Origin of the sequence: Novosphingobium sp., assembly GCF_036733805.1 — a bacterium.
Classification (GTDB): Bacteria; Pseudomonadota; Alphaproteobacteria; order Sphingomonadales; family Sphingomonadaceae; genus Novosphingobium.
Genome location: NZ_DAIMZT010000031.1, coordinates 7,123 through 22,737, shown reverse-complemented (window position 1 = coordinate 22,737; position 15,615 = coordinate 7,123). Strand labels below are relative to the sequence as shown.

Annotated in this window: 14 protein-coding genes; 10 read left to right on the top strand and 4 right to left on the bottom strand. The window is 61.1% G+C overall.

Going from position 1 to position 15,615, the window contains the following annotated elements; translation table 11 throughout:
* The first annotated feature begins 7 nt into the window (after positions 1-7).
* Complete coding sequence (locus V7D69_RS09165) at positions 8-1,735, top strand: gamma-glutamyltransferase family protein (protein WP_333605627.1); 1,728 nt, start codon at positions 8-10, stop codon at positions 1,733-1,735.
* Positions 1,736-1,742: 7 nt separating this feature from the next.
* Here the strand turns inward: V7D69_RS09165 and fghA are convergent, their stop codons facing one another.
* Genes fghA through V7D69_RS09150 form a run of 3 tightly spaced genes read right to left on the bottom strand, consistent with a single transcriptional unit; the run spans position 1,743 to position 4,134 of the window.
* Positions 1,743-2,579, bottom strand: coding sequence for an S-formylglutathione hydrolase (fghA, locus tag V7D69_RS09160; RefSeq protein ID WP_333605626.1), 837 nt, complete (start codon positions 2,577-2,579; stop codon positions 1,743-1,745).
* Positions 2,580-2,593: 14 nt separating this feature from the next.
* Positions 2,594-2,992 carry a VOC family protein gene (locus V7D69_RS09155; protein WP_324062187.1) on the bottom strand — a complete coding sequence of 133 codons (399 nt, stop codon included), beginning with the start codon at positions 2,990-2,992 and terminating at the stop codon, positions 2,594-2,596.
* Positions 2,993-3,021: 29 nt separating this feature from the next.
* Positions 3,022-4,134 (bottom strand): S-(hydroxymethyl)glutathione dehydrogenase/class III alcohol dehydrogenase, encoded by a 1,113-nt coding sequence (locus V7D69_RS09150; protein WP_324062189.1) that lies wholly within the window; start codon positions 4,132-4,134, stop codon positions 3,022-3,024.
* A 96-nt stretch (positions 4,135-4,230) separates the two neighbouring features.
* Between V7D69_RS09150 and V7D69_RS09145 the strand changes: the two genes are divergently transcribed.
* The 4 genes from V7D69_RS09145 (at position 4,231) to V7D69_RS09130 (ending at position 9,057) form a co-directional block, all read left to right on the top strand.
* Positions 4,231-5,133, top strand: coding sequence for a LysR family transcriptional regulator (locus V7D69_RS09145; RefSeq protein WP_324062190.1), 903 nt, complete (start codon positions 4,231-4,233; stop codon positions 5,131-5,133).
* Between the two features lie 163 nt (positions 5,134-5,296).
* Complete coding sequence (galE, locus tag V7D69_RS09140; RefSeq protein WP_333605625.1) at positions 5,297-6,301, top strand: UDP-glucose 4-epimerase GalE; 1,005 nt, start codon at positions 5,297-5,299, stop codon at positions 6,299-6,301.
* A 357-nt stretch (positions 6,302-6,658) separates the two neighbouring features.
* Positions 6,659-7,672 carry an NAD-dependent epimerase/dehydratase family protein gene (locus V7D69_RS09135; protein WP_333605624.1) on the top strand — a complete coding sequence of 338 codons (1,014 nt, stop codon included), beginning with the start codon at positions 6,659-6,661 and terminating at the stop codon, positions 7,670-7,672.
* A gap of 74 nt (positions 7,673-7,746) precedes the next feature.
* Positions 7,747-9,057, top strand: coding sequence for a UDP-glucose dehydrogenase family protein (locus V7D69_RS09130; RefSeq protein WP_333605623.1), 1,311 nt, complete (start codon positions 7,747-7,749; stop codon positions 9,055-9,057).
* Positions 9,058-9,132: 75 nt separating this feature from the next.
* Here the strand turns inward: V7D69_RS09130 and V7D69_RS09125 are convergent, their stop codons facing one another.
* Entirely contained in the window at positions 9,133-9,324 is a 192-nt protein-coding gene (locus V7D69_RS09125) for a hypothetical protein (protein ID WP_324064720.1), read from the bottom strand.
* A 201-nt stretch (positions 9,325-9,525) separates the two neighbouring features.
* On the opposite strand from V7D69_RS09125, the gene V7D69_RS09120 reads away from it, so the two are divergent.
* The 5 genes from V7D69_RS09120 to fdhF all read left to right on the top strand — a co-directional run.
* Entirely contained in the window at positions 9,526-9,975 is a 450-nt protein-coding gene (locus V7D69_RS09120) for a MarR family transcriptional regulator (protein ID WP_333605622.1), read from the top strand.
* A gap of 83 nt (positions 9,976-10,058) precedes the next feature.
* Positions 10,059-10,949: a LysR family transcriptional regulator gene (locus V7D69_RS09115; protein ID WP_333605621.1), complete on the top strand. Its 891-nt coding sequence runs from the start codon at positions 10,059-10,061 to the stop codon at positions 10,947-10,949.
* A gap of 79 nt (positions 10,950-11,028) precedes the next feature.
* Positions 11,029-11,493: a formate dehydrogenase subunit gamma gene (locus tag V7D69_RS09110; protein WP_324064725.1), complete on the top strand. Its 465-nt coding sequence runs from the start codon at positions 11,029-11,031 to the stop codon at positions 11,491-11,493.
* Positions 11,490-13,067 (top strand): NADH-ubiquinone oxidoreductase-F iron-sulfur binding region domain-containing protein, encoded by a 1,578-nt coding sequence (locus V7D69_RS09105; protein WP_333605620.1) that lies wholly within the window; start codon positions 11,490-11,492, stop codon positions 13,065-13,067. The genes V7D69_RS09110 and V7D69_RS09105 overlap by 4 nt, the downstream gene beginning before the upstream one ends.
* Positions 13,064-15,615: formate dehydrogenase subunit alpha (gene fdhF, locus V7D69_RS09100; RefSeq protein ID WP_333605619.1), on the top strand; the 2,552-nt coding region annotated here is incomplete at its 3' end. The genes V7D69_RS09105 and fdhF, both read left to right, overlap by 4 nt.

Here is a 15,615-nt window from a genome sequence, read left to right as displayed (position 1 = left end):
TAACCCTTTGCGTCGCCGTTCCTTTATTACCGCCGTTGCAGCGCTCGCCTTCACCATCGCGAACGGCGCTGCGCCCGCCGCCCATTCAAAGAGCGTAGCGGCTGATGGTGCCGAGCGGCAATCGGGTTATGCCCGTCACGCAATAGTCGCAGCCGCGAATCCTCTGGCCACTCAGGTCGGTGTCGAAGTCCTGAAAGCCGGAGGCTCGGCGGTTGACGCCGCGGTGGCGATCCAGGCGATACTGGGCCTCGTCGAACCGCAAAGCTCTGGCCTCGGCGGCGGCGCCTTCATGGTCTATTATGATGCGAAAGTCCGGAAGGTCACGGCCTATGACGGCCGGGAAACAGCGCCGATGGGCGCGACCAACCGACTGTTCCTGGGCGATGACGGCAAACCTCTACCCTTTTTCGAGGCAGTGCTCGGCGGTATCTCCACCGGAGCGCCGGGGGCGATTGCCATGCTCGACATGGCGCATCACGACCACGGCCGCCTGCCCTGGGCGGATCTGTTCAAGCCGGCGGAGAAGTTGGCGGAAGAGGGTTTTATCATCAGCCCGCGCCTTGCCGGAATGATCGCACTCAAACAAGTGCCCCAGCCCTCAGCGCCTGACGCCAAGCGCTATTTCACCAAGACCGACGGCACCCCGTACGTCGCCGGTGACAGGCTGAAGAACCCTGATTATGCGCGCACGCTCCAGCGCATAGCTCGATATGGAGCCTCCGGCCTGCTGACCGGCCCCATCGCGCAGGACATCATCAAGCGTCTGCATGAAGATCCGCATCCCAGCACCATGGTCTTGGCTGATCTCGCATCGTACCGGCCGACGTCGGGGCCCGCCCTGTGCGAGCCGTATCGCATTTATATCGTATGCACGCCTCAGGCTCCTTCGGGCGGCCCGGGTCTGCAAATGGCGCTTGGAATCCTTAATTACACGGATATCGACAAACGTAGCGCCGCAGACCCGACGGCCTGGTTCCAATTTGCTCAGGCCAGCCGCCTCGCTTACGCCGATCGCGATCGCTACGTGGGGGATCCTCGTTTCGTCAAAGTCCCTCTTAAAGGTCTGCTGGCCCCAGCGTACCTCCAACAGCGCGCCAACCTGATCGGCGAGAAGGCCGGCCCGATAACCTTCGGCCTGCCGCCAGGCGCTCCTCTCGCCGGACCCGATTCGACGATCGAGCCCGGCGGCACGAGCCACTTCGTGATCGTCGATGCGCAAGGCAATGTGGTGTCAATGACGACCACAGTGGAAAGCATCTTCGGATCAGGCCGGATGGTGGACGGCTTCTTTCTCAACAATCAGCTTACCGATTTCTCGCTTTCGCCCACTGACCCGGACGGTGTCCCGGCGGCCAACGCCCCAGCCCCCGGCAAGCGTCCCCGTTCAAGCATGGCCCCCACCATCGTGCTGACCCGCAACGGCCGTTTCCTCGCCGCCGTAGGATCGCCGGGCGGCAGCTCTATTCAGGCTTACAACCTCAAGGCGCTGATCGCCCTGCTCGACTGGAAGATGGCCCCGCAAGCCGCGGCCGCATTGCCCAATCTGGTGGCGAAAGGGGATAAGTTCAGCGCGGACCGGTTCCCGCAGCCGATCATGCAGGCCCTCGCCGCGCGGAACATGCCACTGTCCACTGCGCGGGGCGAGGAGTCAGGTATTCAGGCTGTGATCGCCCGCAACGACGGTTACGAAGGCGGCGCTGACCCTCGCCGGGAAGGCACTGCGCGCGGTTTCTAGAGCCGCTCTACCGCAGCCGTGCGGCGTGCCAGGCCACGTGCTCCGCCATGAAGGTGGAAATGAAATAATAGGAGTGGTCGTAACCCTCGTGCATGCGGATCGTTGCGGGCTGGCCGGCCCTTTCGCAGGCGTCCGCCAACAACAGGGTCTTGAGTTGTTCTTCAAGGAAACCGTCCGCATCGCCTTGATCGACCAATAGATCAGGCAGGCGGGCCCCGTCTTCGATCAGGGCGCATGCATCGTATTCTCGCCAGGCGGTTCGATCGGCGCCGATATAGCCGGTCAGCGCCTTTTCGCCCCAGGGGCAATTGAGAGGACTCACGATCGGCGAGAAGGCGCTGGTCGAACGGAAGCGACCGGGGTTGCGCAAACTGATAGTCAGCGCTCCATGCCCGCCCATCGAGTGGCCGGTGATGCCCTGACGCTGCATATCGACGGGGAAATTCTGAGCAATCAGCGCGGGAAGTTCCTGCTCGATATATGTGCGCATCCGGAAATTCTTCGCCCAGGGGGTCTGCATGGCATCGACGTAGAACCCGGCGCCCTTGCCGAAGTCATAGGCGTCGTCGTCAGGCACGTCATCGCCGCGCGGAGAGGTGTCGGGCGCCACCAGGATCAGGCCATGTTCAGCGCAAGCTGCGCGAAACTCACCCTTTTCCGTAACATTGGCATGAGTGCAGGTCAGCCCTGAAAGATACCAGAGAACCGGCAGCTTCGCACCAGGCGCGTGACCGGGCACGAAGACTGAGAACGTCATCGGCGTTCCGGTGACGACAGAGGAATGCGTATAGACCCCCTGTGCGCCACCGTGGCTCCGGTTCGTGCTGACCTGTTCCATTTTCATCACCGCATTCGCCCTCACACGAAGGTGTAAGCGCAGACCTTGTTTCCGGCCGGATCACGCAGATAGCCGGCATAAGCGCCGGGCAAATGGCCGCGAGGACCAGCAGCCCCTTCGTCCTTGCCGCCCGCAGCAAGGCCGGCCGCATGGAAGGCATCGACATCCGCCGGACTGGCCGCGGCAAATCCTATCGTCACGCCATTACTGGACGGCGCTTCCCCGTTGCCGGGCTTAAGGACGAGGAACGCGGGCTTTTCCTTGCCGTAAAGAACGCAGCTGTCACCGAAAGGGCCCAGGTTCTTCACCCCAAGCGGGGCCAACGCCGCATCGTAAAAGGCCGTGGAGGCGGCCAGATCGCTTGCGCCAACGCAGGTATGCGAGAAGACTTCGTCACCGGAAACAATTGGGTCTGCCATTCTCTCTCTCCTCTCAATCGCGCGTCGCGTCAGTAAACGACGACGCTGCGGATCGATTCGCCTGCGTGCATCAGGTCGAACCCCTTGTTGATCTCTTCTAGCCCCATCACGTGCGTAATCATCGGATCGATCTGGATCTTGCCCTGCATGTACCAATCCACGATCTTGGGCACGTCAGTGCGGCCCTTCGCCCCGCCGAAAGCCGTGCCGCGCCAGTTACGGCCGGTAACGAGCTGGAACGGACGAGTGGCGATCTCCTTGCCGGCCTCGGCCACGCCGATGATGATCGAGGTGCCCCAGCCGCGATGGCACGCTTCAAGGGCCGTGCGCATCACTTCGGTATTGCCGGTGGCATCGAAGGTATAATCCGCGCCGCCATCGGTCATCACCACGATTTTGGCGACGATATCCTCGCGGCTCATGCCCCTGGTGTTGAGGAAGTCCGTCATGCCGAACTTGCGGCCCCACTCCTCACGGTCCGGATTGATGTCGACGCCGATGATCTTGTTCGCGCCGGCCAGCTTCGCGCCCTGAATAACGTTGAGACCAATGCCGCCCAAGCCGAACACGACGACATTATCGCCCACTTGCACTTTGGCCGTGTTCACCACCGCCCCCACGCCGGTAGTGACACCGCAGCCGATATAGCAAGAGGTCTTGAACGGCGCGTCTTCGCGGATTTTTGCAACAGCGATCTCAGGCAGCACGGTGAAGTTCGAAAAGGTCGAACAACCCATGTAATGGAAAATCGTCTGCCCCTTGTAGCTGAACCGGCTGGTCCCGTCCGGCATGAGCCCCTGGCCTTGCGTGGCGCGGATTGCCGTGCAGAGGTTGGTCTTGCCGGAAAGGCACGATTTGCACTGACGACATTCCGGGGTGTAAAGCGGAATCACATGGTCATCTGGCTTCACGCTGGTAACGCCAGGCCCCACTTCGCGCACGATGCCCGCGCCTTCATGGCCGAGGATCGAGGGAAAGATGCCTTCGGAATCCAGCCCGTCAAGCGTGTAGGCATCGGTGTGGCATATCCCGGTCGCCATAATCTCGACCAGAACCTCGCCAGCTTTGGGACCTTCAAGGTCGACCTCGACGATTTCCAGCGGCTTCTTGGCTTCGAACGCGACGGCGGCGCGGGTCTTCATGGGCAGCTCCCTTTTTCCGGCGCCTGTCTATCCTCGGCTCGCCACCGTGATAAAGTGGGAAAATCGCAACTCATTATGTCAAAGAGGGGATAATCGATGAGCTCGTGGAACGGCATCGACGAATTTGTCGCCGTCGCTGCTGCGGGCAGCTTTCGGGGCGGCGCGTCAGCGTTGGGGCTTTCCACCACACACATGAGCCGGGCGATCATGCGTCTGGAAGCACGCATCCAGACGCAATTGTTTCACCGCACGACCAGGTCAGTGCGTTTGACGGATACCGGCCGGGCGTTTCTCGAACACTGCCAACGGCTGGTGATGGAACGGGAAGAGGCGTTTGCCCTGATGGACGAAAAGGGCGAGCCGCAAGGCGAGTTGCGGTTAACCTGCTCGACGGCGATGGGGGAGCGTTTCATCGCGCCGATCCTGAGGCGATTTGCCCGTTCCTATCCGCGGCTTCAGGTCAATATCGATCTGACCAATCGGGTCGTCGATCTGGTCGCGGAGGGTTACGATCTAGCCGTGCGTACCGGCCATCTACCGGACTCTCGCCTGATTGGCACGCGCATCGCCAGCCGCTCGCTGTTGACCTGTGCAAGCCCCGCCTATCTTGAGCGACGCGGCCATCCGCGTAACCTGACCGACCTCGACGAGCATGATTGTCTTGTCGGGAACGCGGCCATATGGAGCTTCAACGTCGACGGCAAAGCACACTCATATCGCCCCCACGGCCGATGGCGTTGCAACAGTGGCGCAGCAGTGTTGGAAGCAGCGCTGGACGATATGGGCCTGTGCCAGCTTCCCGACTTCTATGTCAGACAAGCCATCGTGGAGGGCCGGCTGACGCCCATACTCGTGGATTTTGACCCGGCTGACGAGCCGATCTGGGCGGTCTATCCGCAACGGCGCCATCTCCAGCCGAAAATCTCTGAGCTGGTTCATGTCTTGCGCAAAGAACTGCCGGTCGCATTGCACCAAGGGGCGCTGCGCAGTCTTCCATGAGATTTTCTTTTTAGAATACAAAGAGGAATAACGCTTGCGTCATCGCCTTGCCACGGGAATCAATGAAAGCGCGCGGTGGGCAAAACGACGAATCGTCATTATCCCCAGGGCGCGGTCTCGCGCCGCACTTCGCCTGTCCCAGGAAACAGCATTTCAGGAACGTATGACAAGCAAAGTCCCCGTCCTCGTTACCGGCGCCGCCGGTTACATCGGCAGCCACGCGGTGCTCGCGCTCAAGGACGCCGGCTGGCCGGTCGCCGTGATCGACAATCTCACCACAGGCTTTCGTTTCGCCGTTCCTGAGGACGTACCGCTCTATCAGGGCGATATCGAGGATGCGAACTTGCTCGCGAAGATCTTCGCCGAACAGGGAACGCAGGCGGTCATGCATTTCGCCGGCTCCATCATCGTTCCCGAATCCGTGGAGAATCCGCTCAAATACTATCACAACAACACGGCCAAAAGCCGGGCGCTGATCGACGCCGCGGTCACGGCCGGGGTTCCACACTTCATTTTCAGTTCGACCGCCGCGACTTACGGGGTGCCCGAGGTCTCTCCAGTGACGGAGGACAGCCCCAAGTCTCCGATCAATCCCTACGGCATGTCCAAGCTGATGACCGAAATCATGCTGGGAGACGTGTCAAAGGCACACCCGTTCAATTATTGCGCCTTGCGTTATTTCAATGTCGCCGGCGCGGACCCGCAGGCCCGCACAGGCCAGTCGACCGCGGGCGCGACCCACCTTATCAAGGTCGCCGTGGAGGCAGCGCTGGGCAAGCGCAGTCACGTGGCGGTCTTCGGCACGGACTTCGACACGCCGGACGGCACTGGCGTGCGCGATTACATCCATGTCTCTGACCTTGCCAATGCACACGTGCTGGCTCTTGAAGCGCTGATCGAGCAGCCGCGACGCTCGCTGACGATGAACTGCGGATACGGGCGGGGTTTCTCGGTTCTGGAAGTTCTCGATGCTGTGGATCGGGTAACTAACCAGAAGATCAAGCGCCGCATGGAAGGCCGGCGCGCGGGCGACCCGGACTCTCTGATTTCCGACAACAGCCGGATCAAGGCGACCCTCCCGTGGGTGCCACGCTACGCCGATCTGCCAACCATCGTCGAACACGCCCTGGCGTGGGAGCGCAAGCTGACCGATATCCGGGGCGACTAGCAGCAAGCTCGAACGATCGCACTGTCGGACCGGTCCGGCCTTCCGCCCCAAAAATGACATAGAGCCGTGTTAACGGCGCACCACTTGCCGAGCAGGGACTTTGCATCGGCGTCCTTGAAGTGTATTGCCCATCCGGGCTTTCAGAGGTGACCGTTCCCGCCTTTTACCGACTTTGCGCGGTTGGCGGGAACGCGGAGCGGGGATAGGAGGGATGTGTCCCTCTCTCCTGTCCCCGCTCCGCAAATGGTTGCGGACGTCCGATCACCTCTTCCGCCATGCTTAAAATATACGTTATAGTTTGGTCACGATTGCTGGCTATTCGGCCCGCTCCAAGAGATATTGACGGCTGGAGATCTGATGGGCGGGCATGCTTCCACGATATTGGTAACCGGCGCGGCCGGCTTTATCGGCGCGGCCGTGGCAGAAGCGCTGATGGCGCGCGCGCTGCCCGTGATCGGCATCGACAATATGAACGATTACTATGCGGTGTCGCTCAAGCACGCGCGTCTCGAACGGATCACCGCGCGCCACGGCAATCTGTTCCGTTTTCAGGAGGTCGACTTTTCCGAAATGGAAGCGCTCACGGGCGCGCTTAAAGACGCCGATTTTGGCGCAATAATCCATCTGGGCGCGCAAGCAGGGGTTCGTTACTCGCTGGAAAATCCGCACGCATACGTCGCGTCGAACCTGGCGGGCCATGTCAATATGCTTGAACTCGCACGGGCGCGCAGCGTGAGGCATATGGTCTACGCCAGTTCCAGCTCTGTCTATGGCGGCAATGCCAAGCTGCCCTTCGCGGTGGAGGACCGCGCCGATCATCCGGTCTCGCTCTACGCCGCCACCAAAAAAGCCGACGAGCTGCTGAGCGAGACTTACGCGCACCTGTTTCGCATTCCCTTGACCGGTCTCAGGTTCTTCACCGTCTACGGCCCTTGGGGACGACCCGATATGGCAATGTGGAAATTCGCTGAGCGAATGCTCTCCGACCGTCCGATCGATGTCTATAATCAGGGCGAGATGTATCGCGATTTCACTTATATCGACGATATCGTCAGCGGCGTGCTGGCCTGCCTTGATCGTCCTCCCGCTGACGACGGGGAGGAAAAGGCTGGCGGCAGCACCAAGCCGCATGCGCTTTACAACATCGGCAACAATCGCAGTGAACATCTTATGCGTCTGATCGAAGTGCTGGAGGATGCCTGTAGGCGCAAGGCGACGCTCAACCTGTTGCCTATGCAACCGGGGGATGTTCCCGCGACTTATGCTGATATAACCGCCCTCACTCGCGACACCGACTATGCACCATCCATTCCCATCGAGGTGGGAGTGCCGCGCTTCATAGACTGGTTTCGCGCTTATCACGCCATTTAAGCCGGGACGGCAGGCTTGGCCTTAAGCCGAGCCGGCTCTAAGGGCGAAACGGATTAGGACCTGATGAGGTTTTCATGAAGATTGCAATGGTGGGCTCGGGCTATGTCGGCCTAGTGTCCGGTGCGTGCTTTGCCGATTTCGGTCACAACGTGGTCTGCGTTGACAAGGATCAGACGAAAATCGACCTTCTTTGCGAAGGCGTGATGCCGATCTATGAGCCCGGCCTGGATGCGCTGGTGGCCAGCAATGTAAAGGCAGGCCGCCTTTCCTTTACCACCGACCTTGCGGAAGGCATCAAGGATGCTGGCGCGATCTTCATCGCTGTGGGCACGCCATCCCGACGCGGGGATGGGCATGCCGATCTTTCGTTCGTCTATGCCGTGGCTCAAGAAATAGGCGAAAGCCTGGCCAACGACGCGGTTGTGGTCACCAAGTCCACGGTTCCCGTCGGCACCGGCGACGCGGTCGAACGAATACTCCGCGAAAGCGGCACGCTCCATCAGGTGTCCGTGGTATCGAACCCCGAGTTCCTGCGCGAGGGTGCCGCCATCAGCGATTTCAAGCGGCCTGACCGCATTGTGATCGGCGCCGAGGATGACTTCGGCCGCGACATCATGCGCGAGGTCTATCGGCCATTGTTTCTCAACGAAGCGCCAATCCTGTTCACGTCGCGCCGATCCTCCGAACTCATCAAGTACGCCGCCAACGCATTTCTTGCGACCAAGATCACGTTCATCAACGAAATGGCCGACCTGTGCGAGAAAGTCGGGGGCAACGTTCAGGATGTGGCCCGTGGCATTGGTCTGGACGGCCGCATCGGCAGCAAGTTCCTTCACGCCGGTCCCGGCTACGGCGGATCATGCTTTCCGAAGGACACGCTAGCCCTGCTGAAAACCGCTGAGGATTATGAAAGCCCTGTGCGGATCGTTGAAGCCGTGGTCAAAGTGAATGACCTGCGCAAGCGTGCAATGGGCCGCAAGGTGATCGAGGCGCTTGGCGGAATCGAGGCGGCGCGCGGCAAACGCGTGGCGATGCTGGGTCTGACGTTCAAGCCCAATACCGACGACATGCGGGATTCACCCGCCATTGCCATTGCGCAGACGCTGGCCGATGCCGGAGTCTCCGTGGCGGCCTACGACCCGGAGGGCATGGAGCAGGCAAGGCCACTCATGCCCGAGGTGGAGATGGCCGGCGATCCCTATGCCGCCATCACCGGCGCCGATGTCGTTGTGATCGTGACCGAATGGGACGCCTTCCGCGCCCTGGACCTCAACCGGGTAAAGGCGCTCACCAAGGCTCCGGTACTGGTCGACCTGCGCAATATCTATAAGCCGGAAATCATGCGTGAAGCCGGGCTCATTTATATGTCCTTGGGACGGGCGTAATCCCGTCGACGTAAGCCCCGGCACCTCCATCCCGGACCGCTGTGTCGGGCCGCCGGCGAACCGCCCAGTGAAAGTTCAGCCCGCTTGATTGCCCACGGTGGACGTGCCGCCACAATCGTCCAACGCCAAACGGGCCGCATGAAGGGCAGTTGCCGCATGCACGGCCGGAATTTCAAGCCCCAGCCGGTCATATAACGACACGATTTCGCGCAGCGCCTCAATCGAGGCGCGAAGGGCATCCTCCGGAGAGGCAACTTGCGAGAACATGTGCTCTGTTTCCATTCGAGTCGACTCGCTGGGCGGAAGTTAGCGCGTTAGGGGCAAGAACCTAACGGATTTTCCATACCATCTGGTAGAAATAGCGTTGTACAATCGTTTGTTCTGAACGTAGGTTCGTTTTTTAATTCCAAAATGGTGGTAAGCTATTTAACTAACGATATAGGCAGGGCAATCCGCGGGGGCACGGGAATGCACGAAAATATTTGCGGAGACCGGGATCGGTCGACGGATTTCAAGGAATTTGAGTCGGGGTTCGAACCCTACCGACGGATATCCGCAGAACATTCGCTTAAGCCGCAGCCAAATTACGGAAACGTCGCCAGAAAAATTTACAACGCGAGACGGGAACGCGACACCGTGTTCAAAGGAGATCTTTTCAGCGATCCGGCGTGGGATATTCTTCTTGATCTCTATACTTCCGAAAAATCCGGGCAAAAGATATCTGTAACAAGCGCATGTATTGCCGCACGCGTTCCAACATCGACCGGACTGCGATGGATTACAATTTTGATCCAAAATGGATATGTTGAACGGCAGAGCGACCCCTCGGACGCCCGGCGATCCTTTCTCAGCCTGACACCTGCCGCTCGCGAAGGCATGGAAATCCTGTTCGAGCAGCTTCAAAGCCAAGACCGCTGATCGCGAGAGAGGCTCAAGCGGCATTCCCTTACCGCTGCGACGTGATAGAGAATATCTATCTTCGATCCGCTGAGTAGGTTTGCATGCAGCTCAGAGCCCTGCGCTATTTCGTAACGCTTGCGCGCGAGAAACATTTCGCACGAGCAGCGGAAGCTTGTGGTATTACCCAGCCCACTCTTTCCTCAGCTCTCGCCGCCCTAGAGGGCCAGTTAGGGAAACGGCTGGTCGAACGCGACCGGCGTTACATCGGGCTGACCGAGGAAGGGCGCGCAATGCTGCCTTGGGCACAGCAACTGCTTGCCGCTCACGAAGGAATGATACACTCGGTCGAAGCTCTCATCGGCCCGTTCCACGGCGAATTTCGCCTCGGCGCGATACCTGCGGCCATGCCTTGCATCGGGGCGTTCACACGCGCGATGTTGACCGCCCATCCCGGCATGACTCTGTCAGTGCGCTCACAAACGTCGCGTGAAATCGTGCGCGCGATCGAAGCTTTCGAGATTGATGCCGGAGTGACTTATCTGGACCACGAACGTCCTTCGAATGTGATCGTGGTGCCGCTCTATCCGGAACGCTACGTCTTTGTGACCGCCTCGCCGGGTTCCACGAGCGAAGTGTCGTGGCAAGATGTGGCGCGCCATCCGCTTTGCCTGCTGCATCAGGGCATGCAGAACCGGCGCATTCTCGACGGCCTGCTGAGCGCCCATGACCTTTCAGTCGCGCCCCGGGCGACGGCGGACAGCTACATTGCACTGCTGGCCATGGTCCGTTCGGGCGAGCTCGCCACGGTCATGCCTGACCATTACCTGGGCCTGATCGAAGGCGCGAGCTGGGCTTGCGTGCGCCCCATTGTCATGGACGTTCCCATCAGCCGCGTCGGCCTGATCGTGGGAGACCGCGTGCCGCTCGATCCGATTGCCGCCGCAGCCCTCGGCTGTGCGCGTGGCATGGCCGGAGAATGGGCAACTGATTGAATATTTCTATTAAGCATCGCTCTTATCAATTTGACGGGTTGCTCCCGATGACACAGCGTGAGCTGAAGAGCATACAGCCATGATACAAACCGTAGACATCCAGCCGATCATTGACCGTTTCGCACGGAAAAACATGCGCGGCGCGCTGCTGCCGCTGCTGCACGAACTGCAGGAGGAGTTCGGCTATATCGACCCGCTAGCCGTACCTCTGATTGCAGAGGCGTTGAACATCAGCCGCGCCGAAGTGCATGGCGTGGTAACCTTTTATCATGACTTTCGCACGCGCCCACCCGCCCGTCATGTGGTGAAGCTATGCCGGGCGGAGAGCTGCCGGTCACGGGGTGCAATGGCAATCGAAGCCGAACTTTCGAAGCATCTCGGAGTGGCCATGGGCCATGCCCGCAAGGATGGACAGGTCGCGTTGGAGCCGATCTATTGCCTGGGCCTGTGCGCCATTGGCCCCAACGCCATGGTGGATGGGCAGCCGGTGGCCGGTATTGACGACGCGACCGTCGCCCGCATTGCCAGCGAGGTAGAGGCGTGACCCGCGTCTTCATCAGCAGGGACATGGCGTCCGTCGCGCTCGGCACGAATGCCCTTGCCCAGGCATTCGCCAAGGCCGGCTGCGATGTGATCCGCACGGGTTCGCGCGGCCTCTTTTCCATCGAGCCCCTGGTGGAAGTGGAGACGGAAAACGGCCGCATCGCTTATGGCCCGGTCGGCCCCGATGACGTGGCGGCTGTGCTTGACGGCAATCATCCCGGCCGCCTCGGCGCGATCGAAGAGCATCCGTTCTTCGCCCGCCAACAGCGCTTCACGTTCGCCCGCTGCGGTGTGACGGACCCGCTCAGCCTGACCGACTACGCCGCGCACGACGGCTGGAAAGGACTGGAGGCCGCCCTCGCCCTGCACCCGCAGCAAGTGGTGGACGTGGTCAAGGCATCGGGCCTTCGCGGACGAGGCGGCGCGGGTTTCCCGACCGGCATAAAGTGGCAGACCGTACTCGATGCCGAAGCGGACGAGAAATTCATCGTCTGCAATGCGGACGAAGGCGACAGTGGAACTTTCGCTGACCGTATGCTGATGGAAGGCGATCCTTATTGCCTGATCGAAGGCATGGCGATCGCCGGCCATGCAGTAGGCGCCCGCCACGGCTATATCTACATCCGCAGCGAATATCCCTTCGCGGTCGAGACCATGCGCGACGCCATTGCCCGGTCCGCAAGCAAGATCGCGCCCTTCACGCTGGAAGTGCGCATGGGTGCAGGCGCTTATGTTTGCGGCGAGGAGACGGCGCTCCTCGATTCGATCGAAGGAAAGCGCGGACAGGTACGCGCCAAGCCGCCACTTCCGGCGATCGAAGGCTTGTTCGGCAAGCCCACCGTCATCAACAATGTACTGAGCCTCGCCGCCGCGCCATTTATCCTGGCCCACGGCGCCCAGGCTTACGCAGCGGTCGGCTTCGGCCGTTCACGTGGCACGATGCCGGTGCAAATCGCCGGCAATGTAAAGAACGGCGGACTTTACGAAATCGGCTTCGGCATGACTTTGGGCGAACTCGTCAACGAGATAGGCGGCGGCACCGCCAGCGGCCGCCCCGTGCGCGCCATCCAGGTCGGTGGGCCGTTGGGCGCTTACTTCCCACCCTCCATGTTCCACCTGCCCTTCGATTACGAGGCTTTCACTGAGGCGGGTGGCCTTATCGGCCACGCGGGCATTACCGTGTTTGACGATACCGTGGACATGGCGGGCATGGCGCGCTTCGCCATGGAATTTTGCGCGGTCGAAAGCTGCGGCAAATGCACGCCGTGCCGCATCGGATCGACGCGCGGAGTCGAACTGATCGATCGCATCACGGCAAGGACCCCGCGTGTGGCGCGCGCGCTGGAAGGCATGCCGCAAATGCGCAACACGCAGAGCATGGCCCGCTCGCATCCGGAGGAAATAGAGCTGCTACGCGATCTTTGCGACACCATGAAATACGGCTCGTTGTGCGCACTGGGTGGTTTCACACCTTATCCGGTGCTGAGCGCGCTGGATCATTTCCCCGAGGATTTCGGGCTGCAAGACTTCCATGGCGCCACCGCGCTATCCGAAGCCGCGGAGCAAGGCACATGACGTTCACTCCCCAAAACGATTTCGGCACGCCAGAAAAGAGCGGTCCCGCCGTTTCATTGACCATCGACGGTCAGGCGGTCTGGGTTCCGGCCGGCACGTCGATCATGCGCGCTGCGGCGATGGTGGACACCGCGATCCCCAAGCTCTGCGCGACGGATAGCCTCGAAAGCTTCGGCTCATGCCGTCTGTGTCTTGTAGAGATTGAGGGGCGCGCCGGTTATCCCGCCTCCTGCGCCACGCCCGTCGCACCTGGAATGATAGTGCGCACCGAAACCGAGAAATTGCGCAAACTGCGGCGGGGGGTGATGGAACTTTACATCTCCGATCATCCGCTCGACTGCCTGACCTGCAGCGCGAATGGCGATTGCGAATTACAGGATCAGGCCGGAGCGGTGGGCCTGCGCGATGTGCGCTTCGGCTACGAAGGCGCGAACCACCTTCGGGCTGAGAAGGACGAATCCAACCCTTACTTCACCTTCGATCCCGCCAAATGCATTGTCTGCTCGCGCTGCGTGCGCGCCTGCGACGAAACTCAGGGAACGCTCGCATTAACCGTCGACGGACGCGGCTTTGCCAGCAAGATATCGGCAAGCCAGGACGAGGGTTTCTTCGCGTCCGAATGCGTCTCCTGCGGGGCTTGTGTCCAAGCATGTCCGACCTCTGCCCTGATTGAAAACACGGTAATCGAGAAGGGCACGCCTGACCGCGCGGTCGTCACGACGTGCGCCTATTGCGGCGTTGGCTGCACCTTCCGCGCAGAAATGCGCGGAGAGGACCTCGTGCGCATGGTGCCCTGGAAGGAAGGCAAGGCCAACCACGGCCATTCCTGCGTCAAGGGTCGCTTCGCCTGGGGCTATGCCCAGCACCGCGACCGCATTCTCAATCCCATGGTGCGCGGTTCGGTGGACGAGCCGTGGCGCGAGGTTTCCTGGGAAGAGGCGATCGCTCATGTCGCCTCCGAGTTCCGCCGCATCCAGAACGCTTACGGCATCCGCTCCATCGGCGGCATTACCTCCAGCCGGTGTACCAATGAGGAAACCTTCCTCGTCCAGAAGCTGGTCCGACAGGGCTTCGGCAACAACAACGTCGATACTTGCGCACGCGTCTGCCACTCGCCCACCGGCTACGGCCTCAAGACCACTTTCGGCACCTCGGCGGGCACGCAGGATTTCGACAGCATCGAACATGCCGACGTGATCCTTGTTATCGGCGCCAATCCCACGGAGGGCCACCCCGTCTTCGCCAGCAGGATGAAACAGCGGCTGCGCGGCGATAACGGTCAATCGGGCGCCAAGCTGATCGTCATCGACCCACGCCGCATCGATCTTGTACGCTCGCCGCATGTCGAGGCCGCCCATCATCTGCCGCTGCAGCCGGGAACCAACGTGGCGGTCCTCACCGCCATGGCGCATGTCATCGTCACCGAAGGACTGGTGGATGAAGCTTATGTGCGCGAGCGCTGCGATGGTGACGCCTATGGCGAGTGGGCCGCATTCGTCTCCGAGCCGGCGCGCTCACCCGAAGCGATCGAGGATCTGACTGGCGTTCCCGCCTCCGATCTGCGCGCCGCCGCCCGGCTCTATGCCACCGGCGGCAATGCAGCGATCTACTATGGCCTTGGAGTGACTGAGCACAGCCAGGGCTCCTCCACGGTTATGGCCATAGCCAATCTGGCCATGGCGACCGGCAATGTCGGGAAGGAGGGCGCCGGCGTCAATCCGCTGCGTGGGCAGAACAACGTTCAGGGCTCGTGCGACATGGGCAGTTTTCCGCACGAGTTTTCCGGCTATCGACACGTGTCGGACAAGGCCACGAGATCGCTGTTCGCGCGGGACTGGGGCGTCGCCCTGGATCCCGAACCGGGCCTGCGCATCCCCAACATGCTGGATGCGGCTACGGACGGCACGTTCAAGGGCATCTTCATTCAGGGCGAGGATATCCTCCAGTCGGACCCGAATACGACTCATGTGGCGGCCGGCCTGGCGGCGATGGAATGCGTGGTGGTGCAGGACCTCTTTCTCAACGAGACAGCGAACTATGCGCACGTGTTCCTGCCCGGCTCCACCTTCCTCGAAAAGGACGGCACTTTCACCAATGCAGAGCGCCGCATCCAGCGCGTGCGCAAGGTGATGGAGCCGAAGAATGGTTATGCCGACTGGGAAGTGGTCCAGCTTGTCGCCAACGCCCTGGACCTGAACTGGGCTTACACGCACCCTTCGCAGGTCATGGACGAGATTGCGCGGCTGACGCCTACTTTCGCAGGCGTGAGCTATGAGGTGTTGGACAAGCAGTCGCTCCAATGGCCTGTCAACGAAGCCGCTCCCGAAGGCACGCCCACCATGCACATCGACCATTTCGTGCGCGGCAAGGGCCTGTTCGTCGTGACAGACTATGTCCCGACCGATGAACGCACCGGCCCACGCTTTCCCCTGCTGCTGACGACCGGGCGCATTCTCAGCCAGTACAATGTCGGCGCGCAAACGCGGCGCACCGCGAACGAGGCGTGGCATCACGAGGATCGTCTGGAAATTCACCCTCACGATGCCGA

Coding starts and splice junctions, on each gene's coding strand:
- fghA (WP_333605626.1), bottom strand. CDS start 2,579: ATGAAAATGGAACAGGTCAGCACGAACCGGAGCCACGGTGGCGCACAG.
- V7D69_RS09155 (WP_324062187.1), bottom strand. CDS start 2,992: ATGGCAGACCCAATTGTTTCCGGTGACGAAGTCTTCTCGCATACCTGC.
- V7D69_RS09150 (WP_324062189.1), bottom strand. CDS start 4,134: ATGAAGACCCGCGCCGCCGTCGCGTTCGAAGCCAAGAAGCCGCTGGAA.
- V7D69_RS09145 (WP_324062190.1), top strand. CDS start 4,231: ATGAGCTCGTGGAACGGCATCGACGAATTTGTCGCCGTCGCTGCTGCG.
- galE (WP_333605625.1), top strand. CDS start 5,297: ATGACAAGCAAAGTCCCCGTCCTCGTTACCGGCGCCGCCGGTTACATC.
- V7D69_RS09135 (WP_333605624.1), top strand. CDS start 6,659: ATGGGCGGGCATGCTTCCACGATATTGGTAACCGGCGCGGCCGGCTTT.
- V7D69_RS09130 (WP_333605623.1), top strand. CDS start 7,747: ATGAAGATTGCAATGGTGGGCTCGGGCTATGTCGGCCTAGTGTCCGGT.
- V7D69_RS09125 (WP_324064720.1), bottom strand. CDS start 9,324: ATGTTCTCGCAAGTTGCCTCTCCGGAGGATGCCCTTCGCGCCTCGATT.
- V7D69_RS09120 (WP_333605622.1), top strand. CDS start 9,526: ATGCACGAAAATATTTGCGGAGACCGGGATCGGTCGACGGATTTCAAG.
- V7D69_RS09115 (WP_333605621.1), top strand. CDS start 10,059: ATGCAGCTCAGAGCCCTGCGCTATTTCGTAACGCTTGCGCGCGAGAAA.
- V7D69_RS09110 (WP_324064725.1), top strand. CDS start 11,029: ATGATACAAACCGTAGACATCCAGCCGATCATTGACCGTTTCGCACGG.